Genomic DNA, 15666 nt, shown 5'->3' on the forward strand with positions numbered 1-15666 from the left:
ATTTAAAAAACTAGTGATTATTTATCTTAAGTAAAGGAGCCTTTATGCCGCGTAAGGCAAAGAACCTAACACCACCACCAACCCCAGAAATACCAGATGAACTCAAGCCTATTGTTGATCGACTTTTAATGAAGGGTCGGGAGCAAGGGTTTGTTACGCAGCAGGAAATTATGGCTGCTGTTCCATCCGCTGAGGAGCAAGTTGAGTTATTGGATGATCTTTATTCAGCCTTGATCGATCAAGGGGTTGAGGTGGTTGATCAAAAAGATAAGCTTATTTGGCAAACTGAGCCAGAGGAAGATGTTGAAAACGCCACCAGCGAAGAATACATTAAAGACATTGCTGATGATTCTGTGCGGCTTTACTTGCGCGAGATTGGTAAGATTCCACTTATTACCGCTGAAGAAGAAGTGGCTCTAGCAAAACGTATTGAGCAGGGTGATAAATCGGCTAAGGATGCCCTAGCTGAGGCAAATATGCGCTTGGTGGTATCGATTGCTAAAAAGTATATTGGGCGTGGACTCGATCTCTTGGATCTTATCCAGGAGGGTAATACGGGTCTTTTGCGAGCTGTCGAAAAATTTGATTACACCAAAGGCTTTAAGTTTTCGACCTATGCCACGTGGTGGATTAGACAAGCTATTACTCGAGCAATAGCGGATCAGGCTAGAGTAATTCGTATTCCAGTTCATATGGTGGAGACGATTAATAAGCTTATTCGTACGCAACGTCGACTTACTTCTGAACTGGGACGTGAGCCAAGCCCGGAGGAGTTAGCAAAAGAAATGGAGATGGATGTCGAGAAGGTTTTGCATATCCAAAAGATTAGTCAGGATACTACATCTCTAGATGCTACAGTTGGTGAGGATGATGACTCGACTCTTTCTGAGTTTATTGAAGACCATGACTCGGTTAGTCCAGTTGATGCCGCGACTTATGAGCTTTTGAAGGAGCATATTGATGAGACTCTAGACCTCTTAACGCCTCGCGAGCAGAAGATTTTACGGATGCGGTTTGGCTTAGAGGATGGGCGTTCGCATACGCTAGAGGAAGTGGGTCAGGAATTTGGCGTGACACGGGAGCGTATCCGCCAGATTGAAGCTAAGGCGCTGGCAAAATTGCGCAAGAATAAAGACTCGAAAAAACTTAAAGACTACATTCAATAAAAAACACCCAGCCTAATAGCTAGGTGTTACTGGAGTGGATCCGGTGCTTCGGGTGGTTCGGGATCTACATTGCCTGGTAGCGGGCCATTGCGCAGTTGATCGCGCGCCTCAGGCAGTCGTCGCTCGGCAATATCTCGGTAGTGTTTACCAATGCGATGCTGTACAGGGGGTTCCTGTGGGCCCCGTGTTTTACCAGATGCTACACGTTCTTGTGCGGCTTGGAGTTCGGCTCGTGCCGCATCGGCAGGGCTGGTTGGCGGTGCATCATCAGGGTTGCTGTGTACCAGCTTACTCAGCGCCTCTTTATAGGCTTTAATTTTTTCTGGGTCAACAATATTATCGCCACGGATATCTCGATCTTTTTCGGATTGTTCGGCCATAACGCCATTATTACACTGATATCGCGAAAAAACCAGGTATAATCTAAAACAGTATGACAAAAAATCGATCACGCATTGCGGTTTTTGATGGCCATGCACTTTTGCATCGAGGCTTTCATGCCATTCCGTACCTATCAACAAAGGACGGTACGCCAACCAACGGTGTGTATGGCTTCACGATGATGTTATTGAATGCAATCCGGGAGCTACAGCCAGAGTTTGTGGTGGTGGCCTGGGATATGCCCGGTAAAACATTTCGACATGAGATGTATGCCGACTACAAGGCTACTCGTAAGGAGACGGATGCTAATCTGATCCCTCAATTTGATACAACTCTGAATCTATTAGAGGTATTTGAGATACCGGTAATTGGGGTTAAGGGATATGAAGCCGATGACGTGATTGGTACTTTAGCTAAGCGATTTAAATCTTCGCACGATGTAGTGATTGTGACGGGGGATATGGATGAGCTCCAGCTCGTCGACGAAAACGTCAGGGTTTATACCTTGCGAAGAGGGTTTTCTGACACCGTTCTGTATGATGTTCAGGCAGTTGAATCTCGCTATGGAGTCTCTCCGCAAGAATTTTTGATTACAAAGGCTTTGAAGGGTGATACTAGTGATAATATTCCGGGCGTAAAAGGAATTGGTGAGAAGACTGCAGCAGATTTAGTTAAAGCCTATCAGACACTTGATGGAATCTATGATCATTTGGAGGATATAAAACCAGCAGTGAGGAAAAAACTAGAGCAAGGTAGGGAGGATGCTTATCATTCTCTAGAGCTTTCGCGCATAGCTTGCGATGTGGACTTCAAATTTGACCTGGAGTCAGCTCGCTTGCATCGGTTTGATCGAGATAAGTTAGTTAAGCTTTTTACTGAGCTGGAGTTTAGGTCGCTGATTGCAAAACTACCTAAAAATCAGACCGAGGCAACTCAACAGCCAAATCTTTTTGATGATATATATGGTGCCGACAGTCAGCCGCAGAAGCTATTGAGAGATCATTTAAAGACTGCTAAGTATGAGATTGTACAAAATACTGATGCACTCGAAAAATTAGCTAAAGCGCTGAGTAAACAAAAAGTTTTTGCCTTTGATACGGAGACGACTGGCCTGGATGTAATGACGGCCGAACTGGTAGGCATGAGCTTTTCTTGGCAGTCGGGTGAGGCTTATTATGTTCCGGTAGGCCACATAGGGGGAGCGCAATTAAGTGTTGCTACGGTGCTGGATGTATTAGGACCAATTCTAGAAAGTTCTACTATTGGTAAGGTGGGACACAATATTAAGTACGATTATCAGATTATGAAGCGAGCCGGTGTTGATATGCGAGGTATTGAGTTCGACACCATGGTGGCAGCCTTCCTAATTAATCCAATTGCGCGGGCTCAAACTCTTTCGTCTTTGGCGCTAGCAGAACTTGGCATTGAGATGATTGAAATCACCGAGTTAATTGGTCTAAAAGGTAAGGAGCAAAAGACGTTTGCCCAGGTTGATATAGCTGAAGCTGGCCAGTATGCGGCTGAAGATGCTGACATTACTTGGCGACTGTATGGGGTATTAAAACTTAGGTTGTCAGAGATTGGCCGACTAACTGAAGTGGGTGAGAAGTTGGAGTGGCCACTTATCCAGGTATTGGGAGATGTAGAGCTTGCTGGCGTGGAGTTGGATGTTGATTTTTTGGCTGACTTTTCACAGAAACTAACAAAGCGACTGCATGATGTGCAAAAACAGATCTGGGATTATGCTGAAGGTGAGTTTAATATAGCCTCAACCCAGCAATTAAAATCTGTCTTATTTGATAAGCTAAAAATTGATCACGCTGATCTGAAAAAAGGTAAGACAGGCATTTCAACGGCTGCTACGGAGCTCGAGAAGTTGCGTGGTCGACATCCAATTATTGAGCTGATTTTTGAGTTTAGAGAAATTTCCAAGCTTAAGAGTACTTATGTAGATGCCTTACCGCTTCTGGTGAATAATACCGACGGACGTATTCATACCAGCTACAACCAAACTATTGCCCAGACTGGCCGGCTTTCCAGTAGTGATCCAAACCTACAGAATATACCGGTTCGTACACCTTTAGGCCATGAAATACGGCAGGCTTTTGTGGCTGGCCGAGGTAAGGTTTTTGTAGCGGCCGACTATAGTCAGATTGAATTACGCCTAGCCGCAGCGATGGCGGGCGATACGCAGATGATTAAAGATTTTAAATCTGGTATAGATATTCATACCCTCACGGCAGCTCAAATGCACGGCATTAAGCCAGATGAAGTAACAAAAGATCAGCGCTATGGCGCTAAGACAATTAATTTTGGCGTGCTGTATGGGATGAATACGCACGGACTATCGGTTGCTACAGGTATGAGTTATGAAGATAGCAAGGCGTTTATTGATCGTTATTTTGAATTGCGCAAGGGTGTAGCCGACTATATTAAGCGCATTAAAAAACAAGCTCATGATGAAGGTTATACAGAGACATTGTATGGTAGGCGTCGACCATGTCCAGATGTAAAGTCGAATAATTTTATTGTTCGTTCTGGTGCTGAAAGGCAGGCCGTTAATATGCCACTCCAGGGTACAGCAGCCGATATGATGAAACTAGCCATGATTCAGCTAGCACCAAAATTAGAACAGCTTAATGGTACGGCAGAAATAATCCTGCAAATTCATGATGAATTAATTGTGGAGTGTGATAGTGGCTTGCAAGACGAAGTTACGAGCATTATGAAGGCAACTATGGAGGGTGTCATTAAGCTTGCAGTGCCAATTGTCGTGGAGGTTGAAGCCGGAAAGGATTGGGGTGAGCTCGACTAAGTTGCCACGTTGGGTGGTATTCGATTTTCTTGGTGTGATTGTACCTCTAGGTGCATATTCTGGCTTGAGCTACTTGGGTGTACACACTAAACAGGCAGTTGATGTAGGAATGGTGGGGCTCATGCGGGATTTGCAGTCTCAAGGGGTGTTGCTTGCAGTTGCTTCAAATAGCGGGAAGGGTTGGATTGAGTCGGTTTGGAAAAAAATAGATAATGCGCCAAAGCTTGATCGACTTATTACTCCTGAGATGGGGGCGACCAAGCCAAATCCAGAGTATTTTTCCTATTTGCTCTCAGAAATACGGGCAAAGCCTGCGGAGGTTATCTTTGTGGACGATCGCCAGGCTAATTGTGAAGGCGCCAGTCAGGTTGGCATGGGGGTTTTCTGGTATCAAGGAGATATTAAGAAATTACGCAAAACTATCGGGTTCAACTAGCATTACCAGATTAAAATTATCGTAGACTGTATAATATAAGCTATGCCTGAGTTACCTGAAGTAGAAACGGTCAGATTGGGGTTGGCAAAGCTTTTGCCAGGCCGGGTGATTGTTGGCCTGGAAAATGATTGGCCAAAGAGTTTTCCAAATAATCCAGATGATGTGGAGAAGTATTTAATTGGTGCAAAAGTTAGTCAAGTTGGACGACGCGGAAAAGCTCTAATTATTCAACTTAATACAGGCTTTAGTTTGCTAATCCATCTAAAAATGACTGGTCAGTTAGTTTTTCGAGATGATCAAGGAGGGGGATTTGGTGCTGGCCACCCAAATGATAGTTTAATTGGCGAATTGCCAGACCGATCGACACGGTTAATCTTTAAGTTTATAGATGGTGCTCACTTGTATTTTAATGATCAGCGTAAGTTTGGCTGGGTTAAATTGATGCCCTCTGAGCAAATTGCGGATGAGCCATTTATAGCCAAACTTGGTCCGGAGGCATTAGCCGAGGACTTTACTTTTGATGAATTCCGTTCGAGGTTGATGCGCCATCCTCGAACTAGTATAAAAGCAGCCATTTTAGATCAGTCAGTCCTGGCTGGGGTGGGTAATATTTATGCTGATGAGGGGTTATTTGCAGCTCGAATCCATCCCTCTACGCCAGTTGAGAAGGTTAGTGCGGTAAAGTTAAAAAGGCTCTATCTGGCATTGCGTGAAGTGATGCAATTATCCATTTCACTGGGTGGCTCGAGTGATCGAAATTATGTCGATGCGGAGGGGCGTAAGGGTAGTTATTTAACTTTTGCAAAAGTATTTCGTCGTGAGGGGCAGGCCTGCTCTCATTGTGGACGACCAATTAGTAAGATTCGTGTAGCCAGTCGAGGAACCCATATCTGTGCCCACTGTCAGCCGAGGGTGGGCTAATGATTTTATTTTTAGGGGGAGATAATAGTTTTACTATAGCGCAGCACATAAAAAAGCTTCGTCAGCAGTATGCTAATAAGTATAAAGATGCCCTCGATGAAGCGGTGGTTGATATGGCTGTAGATGGATTTGCCGAGTTAGAACAATCATTGCTGGCATTACCGATGTTTTTTTCACATCGGCTAGTGATTATAGCTGGCATTTTTAGCTTGAAAGATCAGGTTGAACAGCTTGAGAGCTTACTCGCTAGAGTCCCGGATACTACCGTGGCAGTGATTGATGGGCGTGGACTAGATAAGCGTACTCGGCTGTATAAAGTATTAGCTAGCTTGCCAAAGGCAAAAATTTTTTCAAGCCTTAACCCGCAGGATAGGATTAATTGGATACGTACCGAAGCGAAGCGCCAAGGTGCAACAATTTTACCTGCTGAAGCACAATATTTAATTCAACGAGTGGGCAGTGACGAATGGTTGCTTGCAAATGAGCTATCGAAGCTAGCCTTAGCAACCAATACAATTACGCGTGAAGTCATTAATGAGCATACGCCGAAGAATGTACACGACAGCGTATTTGATCTAATTGAGGCTATGGGTAGGGGTCAGATAGCTCGAGCCATAGCTGTTTATGAAGAATTAAATGCTAGTGGTGCGAATGACCAGCAGATAGTGGCAACTCTAATGTGGCATTATCGAGTGTTGACAATGGCATTGGAGCGAGCTGGTGATGATGAATTAAGGGCCTGTGGTATTAAGCCGTATTCGTTGCAAAAAGCGGGAGCTTTAATCCAGGATATGTCGATAGATGATATCGCTACGGCCTATGAGCTGATTTTAGATGCAGATATTGCCATGAAGACGGGCGAAAAAAAAGCTCACCAGGCCATGGTGGATCTGGTGATGCAATTATCGGAAAAGTGATAGGTTATTTCTTTGGAGCTGGCTTTTTTGCAGTAGAAGACGCCTTTTTGACTGTAGGTTTCTTGGCTGTAGTTTTCTTGGTTTTTGCAGTAGTGCCGTAAGCCTCTTGAGCTACAGCATTATACGAACGAGTTAGCTTGCTCTTACGGCGAGAGGCGGTATTTTTATGCAGAGTGCCTTTTTTAACAGCTTTATCAAGCAGAGAAATGGTCTTGGTAAGTTCAGTTTGAGCAGATACTACATCAGCCGTACTAACATGGCTTAGGGTGGACTTAGTTGATGCTTTAATGCGACGCTTAGTGGCATTGTTTCTGGCGCGGCGTTTTTCTTCCTGGCGAACGCGCTTCATAGCTGATTTGATGATGGGCATAATGGTTTCCTTGCTTAATAAATATCACTAAATTAGATGGATTTTGTGGGTCTACCTAAAATCCATATAGACCGCACAATAATACCTGATTTTATCCGATTTGTAAAGATTGCTCTTTCGAGGAGAGGGGGTATAACACTTATGCCTTGACATAATGGTTAATATTTGGTATATTGATATATTCGTATGCAAACTGCTGAACTTACATCTAAGCAACAAACTGTTGAACTCTTGCGTCAAGCCGAGAGTATTTTAATTGTAACTGGTCGTGAGCCTAATATAGACCAGATTGCAACGGTTTATGCATTACAGCAAATCTTAGCCCGGTTAGGCAAGAAAAGTCATGCTGTAGTTACCGATGCTGCACCTGTGGCGGCCGAAAAACTATTGGACACACGCCATATTAGCCGTACTCTTGATGGTATACGTGATTTTGTCGTTTCGCTCGATCTAGCTCAGGTTGAAGTAGATAAGCTAAAATATGACATCGTCGACGGTCGCTTGGATATTACTATTACACCAGCGGCTGGAAACTTTCAGCCAGATGATACACGGTTTGATTATGGAGCCTATCAGTTTGATTTGGTTGTTGTGGTTGGCGTGCACAAACTAGCGCAAATTGACAGTATGCTAGAGTCAAATCCTACTCTGTTTGATGGCTTACATCTAATTAATATTGATTATCATCGTATTAACGAGAATTATGGCAGTGTTAATTTTATTGATACAGCCGCTAGTTCAGTAAGCGAATTGATTATTGGCACGATTGAGTCATTGGGTCAGGGTATGATTGATGCAGATATTGCCACCGCTCTTTTAGCTGGCATGATGTCTGCCACTAATAGGTTTACTACTAGCTCTACAACACCAAAAACTCTCACTGTTGCAGCACAATTGCTGAGTGGAGGGGCTCGCCAGCAAGAGATAGTACGCGAATTATTTAGCGCAGGAGCAGGAGTTGCTGCGCCAGCAAAAAAAGCTCGAAAAATATCTGAAGCACTATCTTCTCAGTCTTTAAATGAACTTCAAATAGTTGCCGATCAACTAAAACAAGAACAGGATAATCCAGCTGGTAATTTAGTGTCGGGTGGAGTATTTCAACCTGCAGTTGCTCAGTCACCCCAGCAGTAATTGCTAGTATAGAATAAATAATGTATTCAATGGGTGATAGCAAATGAAGTACGGTACAGTCGGCTCGCCAGAGGGTATTTGGCTTGTTCAAAAGCCAAAAGGCCAGAGCTCATTTAGGAGTGTTACTCAGCTTCGTAAGCTAACCAACATCAAAAAAGTTGGCCATACTGGCACGCTTGACCCTTTGGCTACAGGGCTGATGGTGCTTCTTGTTGGTAGGGAATATACGCGTCAAGCCCAGAGTCTCTCGAAGCTCGATAAGGTATATGAACTAGAAATTACTTTGGGGCAAAACTCTACAACCGATGATGAGGAAGGTCAAAAGCAGGGAGTGTCGGATGTCAAGCCGTCCTTAAAAGAAGTGCAGTCTGGGATTGATTACTTAACTGGTGAAATAATGCAAACTCCTCCGATATATAGCGCAATTAAGGTTGATGGCAAGCGGGCCTATAGCTTGGCGCGTAAGGGTGAAGTGCCGGAGTTAAAATCGCGCCCCGTAACAGTGTATTGGTGGAAGAGCGTTAATTATAGCTATCCAAAAATAACTGCCCAAGTGAAAGTGTCGAGCGGTACATATATTCGCTCACTCGCGCGTTCTCTGGGGGAGATTTTACAAACGGGAGCCTATTTGTCGGAGCTAAAACGTACTGAAGTGGGGGAGTTTAGCCTAGCTGATGCTGTGGTACTTGAAAAACTCTTGAAGAACTGATATACTTGTAACCTGATTATGGCAACAGAAGCAAAACAAGAGTCTACTAAGACTAAAATCATCAAAAAGCACGGACAGCACGCCAAAGATACTGGATCAGCTGAGGTGCAGATTGCTATTTTTACTGAAAAAATTGCATCCCTAACAGAGCATCTTAAGCTACATAAACACGACAATCATAGTCGTCGTGGTTTGTTGGCGATGGTTTCTAAGCGCCGTCGTTTGCTAGACTATCTCCAGAAGAATAGTCAAGAGCGCTACGAAGCAATTGTTAAAAAGCTCAAACTTCGTCGCTAATTCGTAGTTGGCCCTAGGGGCTGACTGGGGCTAGATTGGTATGCTTGGTGAGATGTATGATTTAGTACATAAAAAATATCAGGTATGACAAAAATATAGTAAAATAAGTCCGTAGTCAGATTGTACATTATCAAATAGTAACTAATCACACCAGGTGGTTCAGGTGAAAGAGAAGAGTTCATGAGACTTCATGAATTGCTCTCTGGCACCAGGTCCATAGCCTGAGTGTAGATCTATGAGAAAGAAGGAAAATATGATAATTCACCCGTTTGGTGGAAAGACTCAGGTATTTGAAACTGAGTTTGCAGGCAAAAAACTTACGATAGAAACTGGAAAGTTAGCCTTTTTAGCTGATGGTGCTGTAACTGTACGCTATGGTGATACGGTTGTACTGGCTACTGCCGTTGTAGCGCAGGAGCCCAAGCCGGATCAGGATTTCTTCCCGCTACTAATCGACTATGAAGAACGGATGTATGCGGCCGGTAAGATCTCCGGCAGTCGGTTTATTAAGCGCGAAGGTCGCCCATCCGAAAAGGCAATCTTGACGGCACGTTTGATCGACCGACCAATTCGTCCGCTGTTTCCTAAGGGTTATCGCAATGATGTGCAGGTGGTAGTAACGACACTATCGGTTGATGGCGAGCATGAACCAGATGTGTTGGGTATGATTGCGGCATCGAGCGCACTGATGTTAACTGGTGCGCCGTTTCAGGGTCCGGTAGCGGGTCTTCGGGTGGCTGAAAAAGATGGTGAGCTGATTGCTTTTCCTACCACCGGAGAGCAGGAGGATTCTAAGCTAAATCTAACCATTGCTGGTACGGCCGATGCGATTATGATGGTAGAGGCCGGTGCGCGCGAAGTTTCTGAAGAGCTGATGGTAGAAGCTTTTGATCTAGCTATTAAGACCTGGCAGCCAATTATTAAGCTTCAGCATGAGATGGTAAAAGCTATGTCGGTAACTCCTCAGGAGTATGAAATTTTTCGAGCCGATGAGGATTTGGCAGAGAAAATTACCAGCTTTTTAGAGGGTAAGCTTGGCGAAGATATACGTCATTCAGATGGTTTGGAGCGTGAGGATATACTAAAAGATTTACGCAAGTTGGTGATTGATGAGTTTGGCCCACTGCCGGCTGAGATGGAAGATGATAAAGAGCGTTTTCCACTTGGTGCGGTAAAAACAGCTTTTTCTAGTGTGATTGATGCCGAAATTCGTCGGGCTATCTTAGAGGATGGTGAGCGACCAGATCAGCGTAAAACTACCCAAGTACGAACCATTTCTGGTGACACTAGTGTTTTGCCACGCACTCACGGTAGTGCAGTATTTACACGCGGCACCACCCAAGCACTTTCGGTTGCTACACTTGCACCAATTAGCTATGCCCAGCTAATTGATACTATGGAAGAAGATACTACCAAGCGTTACATGCATCACTATAATTTCCCGCCGTATTCAACCGGTGAGGCTCGTCCATTGCGCTCGACTGGTCGGCGCGAAATTGGTCACGGTGCGTTAGCCGAGCGGGCATTAGAACCGATGTTGCCAGCGGTCGAAGAATTTCCATATGCTATTCGTGTAGTTTCAGAGATTTTGAGCTCCAACGGCTCTACTTCGATGGCGTCGGTGTGTGGTTCAACGCTATCGCTGATGGATGCTGGTGTACCGCTCAAGAAGCCAGTAGCCGGTATTGCCATGGGCTTGATGATTGATAAATCTAAACCAGATAACTTTGTGATTCTTTCAGATATTCAGGGTGTTGAAGATTTTGCTGGAGACATGGATTTTAAAGTAGCTGGAACGGCCGATGGTATCACAGCTCTACAGATGGATATTAAGGTGACTGGTATCACGCTTGATATTATGCGGGAGGCGTTGGCGCAGGCTAAAGAGGGGCGAGTCCACATTATGGGTAAGATGTTGGATATTTTACCTGAAGTGCGTCCGGAGCTGTCAGAGTTTGCGCCACGCATTACAAAGGTAGTAATTAATCCTGACAAAATTAAAGAGGTGATTGGTAAGGGTGGGGAGACTATTCAGAAGATTACCGGCGAAACAGGTGCGCAAATTGATATTGAAGATGACGGCTTGATTATGATTTACTCAGATGACATGAAAGCAGCCGAGCGAGCTAAGCATTGGATTGAGTCGATTGTAGCCGAGCCTGAGGTTGGTAAGATTTATGATGCCACAGTAGTGAAAGTGATGGATTTTGGGGCTTTTGTGGAGTTTATGCCTGGTCGAGAGGGCCTGGTGCATATTTCGCAGTTGGCCAATCATCGAGTAGAGAATGTATCTGATGAAGTGTCAGAAGGTGATAAAATTCGCGTTAAATTAGTCGAAAAAGATGACCGTGGGCGGTATAATTTGAGTAAGAAAGCTACTCAAGGCGAGTAATAAAATTATTGGCATGGCGACGCGTGATGAGAAGCAGACAAAACTTACTCAAATTGCCCAGCGCATAGCCTCCTGCGAAGTATGTACCGAGTTATGTAAAACTTGCACCAATCCTGTGCCCGGCGAGGGTGACCCAGAAGCTAAGTTGATGTTTGTGGGTGAAGCCCCCGGGGCACAGGAAGATCGTGAAGGTCGGCCGTTTGTTGGCGCGTCAGGAAAATTTTTGGTAGAAATGCTAGAAACTATCAATCTGACTCGAGATGACGTATTTATTACAAATATTGTAAAGTACCGTCCACCTGGCAATCGTGATCCGAAACCAGACGAGATTCAAGCCTGTTTACCGTACCTTTTAGAACAGATAGACGTGATCAATCCTTTACTGGTAATTTTTTTGGGCAGACATGCAATGAATGTATTTTTCCCAGAGTTAAAGATTAGCACCAGTCATGGTGTGCCAGTACGGCGAACGTATGCACACTCGGGTAAGCAGCGGACACAAGTTTTTTTACCGTTGTATCATCCGGCTGCGGCGTTATATAACGGCTCGATGCGCAAAGCTTTACTAGATGATTTTTCACAAATACCACAGTTACTTGAAAAAAATAACAGTTAATTATTAGGTTGTATGTTTAAGCTCTAGTTCTGAACTAAGGGCGGGGCAAGAGCTTAGACATACTAACAAGTTTATAAAGAAAGGAAAATAACAAACATGTCAGAAGATCTAACAAGCCGTCCATTGTCGGCGGATGATTTAAAACCAAATAATCGGCGGCCTCAAACACCGCGACCAAATAGTACCCGCAAACCCGCACAAAGCCAGAATCAGAGTAGTGCTCAGACTGGTCAGCGACGCAATCAAAGCGCGCCAAATGGGCAGGGGCGACAGCAACGTAATAATAGAAACGGCAATGGTGGTAATGGCCAGCGTCGAGAGCGCGGAAGCTTGGGCCGTCCGCCACGCATGCGCATGCCAAAGGGCCCACAGACTTTTGTGCATGGTAGCTTTAATGCTTCCGGCGCACCATCTAATCGCCCAGGTATTAAGGCTGTGGATGTGAAGGGGGTATCTAAGGCTGATGCTGGTAAACTTAAAATTATTCCACTTGGTGGTCTAAACGAAATTGGCCGTAATATTATGGCCTTAGAGTACGAAGATGACATCATCATTATGGATATGGGCTTTAGCTTTCCGGGTGATGATCAGCCGGGTATCGATCTGGTCGTGCCAGATGTTACATACCTAGAGGAGCGCAAGCATAAAATTCGTGGTATTCTCATTACTCATGCCCACGAGGACCACGTCGGTGGGATTCCATTTATCTTGCCAAAAATTCCAGCTCCGATTTATGCGGCTCAGTTTACGATTAAATTTATCGAGCGCAAGCTAGAAGAATATAAGTTGCCGTTTAAGCCAGAGCTACATATCATCGACCAGGATCGACACGACCGCATTCAGCTAGGTGTGTTTAATGTAGAGTTTTTGCGCACCACGCACTCTATCCCGGACGCTTGCTCGCTGGCAATTCGTACACCAGTTGGAATAATCGTAAACACTGGTGACTGGCGCTTTGAAGAAAATCCACTTGATGGCAAGACGGCCGATAAGCAACGCCTTAAAGAGCTGGGTGATGAAGGTGTGTTGATGTTGATGTGCGACTCTACTAGCTGTGAGACGCCTGGTCGCTCAACCCCAGAAATGGACATTGTTGAAACCCTAGATGAAATTTTTGTTCGCAACTATAACAAGCGTGTTATTATTGGGGCTTTCGGTAGTCAGATTACTCGCATGCAGATTGTGGTAAATGCGGTGGCTAAATCGAAGCGTAAGCTGGCTGTGGTGGGGCGCAGTATGCAAAGCAATCTCGAGCTAGCTGTCAAACTAGGCTATGTCAAAGTACCTCCAGGTGTGCTAATTAAATCTAACGAAGTGAGCCGATACGAGGATGGCCAGATAGTAGTGCTCTCAACTGGCTCGCAGGGTGAGAATTACTCGGCTCTGCAACGCATGGGTACAGGTGAGCACCGCGATGTAAAGCTTAAGCCTAATGATGTGGTGGTGCTATCAGCCTCCATTATTCCAGGTAACGAGAAATCAGTTTGGGGAATGGTGGATAATCTCTTTCGTTGGGGTGCTTATGTGTATCAGCCGGCCACAGCTGCTTTCGATAATTTGGGCAAAATGCACACTGGTGGACACGCTACGGTAGATGAAATTAAGGAAATGCTCCAGTTGGTTCGACCAAAGTATTACCTGCCAATTCATGGTGAGATGCATCATATGTTCCATAATGCAGCGATTGCCAAATCTGAAGGCATGGCCGACGAGAACTTGTTCGTGATTGAAAATGGTCAAACTTTAGTGGCGGATGAAGCTGGTGTTAAAGAAGGACCCAAGGTTACTTCTGGGGTGGTGCTAATTGACGGTGCTGGTATTGGCGATGTTCAGGAGATTGTCTTAAAAGATCGTCTGGCAATGAGTGCCGATGGGGTCTTTATGATTATCGCAACGGTTGATAAGCGGACCGGTAAGCTAAAGACCAGTCCGGACATCATTTCGCGTGGCTTTATCTATATGAAAGACAATGTTGAGCTGTTGCAGAAGAGTCGTCAGCTTGTTCAAAATATTTTTGATAAGCGCGATATCTCTACTCCGCCTTCAAGCCTGATAATCAAAACTCGTATGCGTGATGATGTGGCTAATTATCTATTTAAGGTAACTAAGCGTAATCCAATCGTATTGCCAGTCGTGATTGAGGTTTAGTGTGCGCTTAAAGAGTAAGCGGGGGGGCGATGGCCGCTTGTCGATGGGTGGCTTGCTGAATTATCGCTATTCCTGATAATTGTTTATATTTTAGTCATATATAGATATTTGCCTAGTAGTATAGACTATCTAGCTGTATTACCGGCTGTTATTATTTTTACCATTTTAATAGATGGAATAAAGAGTTTAACAGAGGCTTTTTTATCAGCCAGGAAGATTTTACATATTCCACGCGAAAAGATACAGGGTAATACACAGCTTTCGGTTCTTATAGCCTGCCATAATGGGGAAAGTAAGATTGCACAAACAGTCAAAAATGTAAAAGCTTCACTGCCCGGATCGGTCGTTTATGTCGTTGATGACTGTTCTGATGATCGTACTGGTCTAGAGGCATTACGGGCGGGTGCCAAAGTATTAAAGCTAGCACGAAATAGAGGTAAAGTTGGGGCTTTGCATAGGTTATTATCGCATATTAAGACAGACTTCGTACTGATTATGGATGATGATATGTTGATTGATAATATAAAAATACCCTACGGATTACTCGATAAATTTGATGCTGTTGCATTTAATGTTCTACCTGAGGGTAACTCATTTTTGAGTAGATTACAGAGATATGAGTATCGGAAAAGTATGGAAATCGGTAAGACTTATCATTCGAGCACAGGATCAGTTTTATGTGTAAGTGGGGCAATAGGATTTTTTCGCACCAAGCGATTAATTTATCAGGTTGATAAACATAGCGGTGAGTTTAGTGGAGAGGATTTGGAGCGAACCCTACTCATACATTCAATGGATGGTTCGAGGGGTGTTACATTCGTTGATTATGTAGTTTCGACTGAGGTTCCGCAATCTATACATACGCTTTTCCGCCAGCGTTGTTTAGGCTGGAATCCTGGATTTATGGGTAATGTTGTATTATTGATGAGGGTATTGGTTTCAAAAAATAAACCTACTCAATTGCGCTTTGATGTATTTTATAACTTAGTAAATATTATTCTTGATATATTGAGAGTGTTATCTTTGCCGATACTTGTAAAATATCCTCTCATTATGATAACAATGTATATTCTCTATGTTGCGATTGATACTATTTTATATATAATACTAGGTCGCAAAGATCCGCTTTGGACAGTATTAATTGCGCCATTTTATGGAATTTTTTGCTTAATTACACGATTTATAGGTATATTTGTATATTTTTACCGCGAACTTACTGAGTTAATATGTTGGCACATGAGAAGTATACCTGACTCGTATAAACAAGCTCCTCTATGGATGCAGTTTATAAGTTTTGGAGGGACGGCAATCTTATTGATTGGAGTATTGGCGTTAGGTTTGTGGTATACGATGTAAAAAAATAAATT

14 protein-coding genes are annotated in these 15666 nt (G+C 44.0%); 12 read left to right on the plus strand and 2 right to left on the minus strand.

What is annotated here, in order from left to right; genetic code table 11:
• Positions 1-44: 44 nt before the first annotated feature.
• Positions 45-1166: an RNA polymerase sigma factor RpoD gene (gene rpoD, locus IPM44_00410; protein ID QQS27033.1), complete on the plus strand. Its 1122-nt coding sequence runs from the start codon at positions 45-47 to the stop codon at positions 1164-1166.
• A gap of 26 nt (positions 1167-1192) precedes the next feature.
• Here the strand turns inward: rpoD and IPM44_00415 are convergent, their stop codons facing one another.
• Positions 1193-1546 (minus strand): hypothetical protein, encoded by a 354-nt coding sequence (locus IPM44_00415; protein QQS27034.1) that lies wholly within the window; start codon positions 1544-1546, stop codon positions 1193-1195.
• Positions 1547-1599: 53 nt separating this feature from the next.
• Here IPM44_00415 and polA point away from each other — a divergent pair, with 53 nt between their 5' ends.
• Genes polA through holA form a run of 4 tightly spaced genes read left to right on the plus strand, consistent with a single transcriptional unit; the run spans position 1600 to position 6636 of the window.
• The gene (gene polA, locus IPM44_00420; GenBank protein ID QQS27035.1) at positions 1600-4362 is read left to right on the plus strand and encodes a DNA polymerase I; all 2763 of its coding nucleotides are present in this window, start codon (positions 1600-1602) and stop codon (positions 4360-4362) included.
• Positions 4349-4798 (plus strand): HAD-IA family hydrolase, encoded by a 450-nt coding sequence (locus IPM44_00425; protein ID QQS27036.1) that lies wholly within the window; start codon positions 4349-4351, stop codon positions 4796-4798. The genes polA and IPM44_00425 overlap by 14 nt, the downstream gene beginning before the upstream one ends.
• A gap of 42 nt (positions 4799-4840) precedes the next feature.
• A complete protein-coding gene (gene mutM / locus IPM44_00430) occupies positions 4841-5719 on the plus strand; it encodes a bifunctional DNA-formamidopyrimidine glycosylase/DNA-(apurinic or apyrimidinic site) lyase (GenBank protein ID QQS27037.1) in 879 nt (292 codons plus the stop codon).
• The gene (gene holA / locus IPM44_00435) at positions 5719-6636 is read left to right on the plus strand and encodes a DNA polymerase III subunit delta (protein QQS27038.1); all 918 of its coding nucleotides are present in this window, start codon (positions 5719-5721) and stop codon (positions 6634-6636) included. Before mutM ends, holA begins: the two co-directional genes overlap by 1 nt.
• Before the next feature lie 4 nt (positions 6637-6640).
• Here the strand turns inward: holA and rpsT are convergent, their stop codons facing one another.
• Complete coding sequence (gene rpsT / locus IPM44_00440) at positions 6641-7006, minus strand: 30S ribosomal protein S20 (GenBank protein ID QQS27039.1); 366 nt, start codon at positions 7004-7006, stop codon at positions 6641-6643.
• A 186-nt stretch (positions 7007-7192) separates the two neighbouring features.
• On the opposite strand from rpsT, the gene IPM44_00445 reads away from it, so the two are divergent.
• The 7 genes from IPM44_00445 (at position 7193) to IPM44_00475 (ending at position 15655) form a co-directional block, all read left to right on the plus strand.
• Positions 7193-8137, plus strand: a complete 945-nt coding sequence (locus IPM44_00445) for a DHH family phosphoesterase (protein QQS27040.1) — start codon at positions 7193-7195, stop codon at positions 8135-8137.
• A gap of 43 nt (positions 8138-8180) precedes the next feature.
• Entirely contained in the window at positions 8181-8846 is a 666-nt protein-coding gene (gene truB / locus IPM44_00450) for a tRNA pseudouridine(55) synthase TruB (GenBank protein QQS27041.1), read from the plus strand.
• A gap of 18 nt (positions 8847-8864) precedes the next feature.
• On the plus strand, positions 8865-9143 hold the full coding sequence (rpsO, locus tag IPM44_00455) for a 30S ribosomal protein S15 (protein ID QQS27042.1): 279 nt from the start codon (positions 8865-8867) through the stop codon (positions 9141-9143).
• A 253-nt stretch (positions 9144-9396) separates the two neighbouring features.
• Entirely contained in the window at positions 9397-11535 is a 2139-nt protein-coding gene (locus IPM44_00460) for a polyribonucleotide nucleotidyltransferase (GenBank protein QQS27361.1), read from the plus strand.
• A 13-nt stretch (positions 11536-11548) separates the two neighbouring features.
• Complete coding sequence (locus tag IPM44_00465; protein ID QQS27043.1) at positions 11549-12151, plus strand: uracil-DNA glycosylase; 603 nt, start codon at positions 11549-11551, stop codon at positions 12149-12151.
• 96 nt (positions 12152-12247) lie between these two features.
• On the plus strand, positions 12248-14299 hold the full coding sequence (locus tag IPM44_00470) for a ribonuclease J (protein ID QQS27044.1): 2052 nt from the start codon (positions 12248-12250) through the stop codon (positions 14297-14299).
• Positions 14300-14407: 108 nt separating this feature from the next.
• Entirely contained in the window at positions 14408-15655 is a 1248-nt protein-coding gene (locus IPM44_00475; protein QQS27045.1) for a glycosyltransferase family 2 protein, read from the plus strand.
• Positions 15656-15666: the final 11 nt, after the last annotated feature.

The sequence above is a fragment of the bacterium genome (assembly GCA_016700035.1).
GTDB lineage: Bacteria > Patescibacteriota > Saccharimonadia > CAILAD01.

Excerpts from the sequence above, each read along its gene's own strand:
- rpoD (QQS27033.1), top strand. The coding sequence starts at position 45 with ATGCCGCGTAAGGCAAAGAACCTAACACCACCACCAACCCCAGAAATA.
- IPM44_00415 (QQS27034.1), bottom strand. The coding sequence starts at position 1,546 with ATGGCCGAACAATCCGAAAAAGATCGAGATATCCGTGGCGATAATATT.
- polA (QQS27035.1), top strand. The coding sequence starts at position 1,600 with ATGACAAAAAATCGATCACGCATTGCGGTTTTTGATGGCCATGCACTT.
- mutM (QQS27037.1), top strand. The coding sequence starts at position 4,841 with ATGCCTGAGTTACCTGAAGTAGAAACGGTCAGATTGGGGTTGGCAAAG.
- holA (QQS27038.1), top strand. The coding sequence starts at position 5,719 with ATGATTTTATTTTTAGGGGGAGATAATAGTTTTACTATAGCGCAGCAC.
- rpsT (QQS27039.1), bottom strand. The coding sequence starts at position 7,006 with ATGCCCATCATCAAATCAGCTATGAAGCGCGTTCGCCAGGAAGAAAAA.
- IPM44_00445 (QQS27040.1), top strand. The coding sequence starts at position 7,193 with ATGCAAACTGCTGAACTTACATCTAAGCAACAAACTGTTGAACTCTTG.
- truB (QQS27041.1), top strand. The coding sequence starts at position 8,181 with ATGAAGTACGGTACAGTCGGCTCGCCAGAGGGTATTTGGCTTGTTCAA.
- rpsO (QQS27042.1), top strand. The coding sequence starts at position 8,865 with ATGGCAACAGAAGCAAAACAAGAGTCTACTAAGACTAAAATCATCAAA.
- IPM44_00460 (QQS27361.1), top strand. The coding sequence starts at position 9,397 with ATGATAATTCACCCGTTTGGTGGAAAGACTCAGGTATTTGAAACTGAG.
- IPM44_00465 (QQS27043.1), top strand. The coding sequence starts at position 11,549 with ATGGCGACGCGTGATGAGAAGCAGACAAAACTTACTCAAATTGCCCAG.
- IPM44_00470 (QQS27044.1), top strand. The coding sequence starts at position 12,248 with ATGTCAGAAGATCTAACAAGCCGTCCATTGTCGGCGGATGATTTAAAA.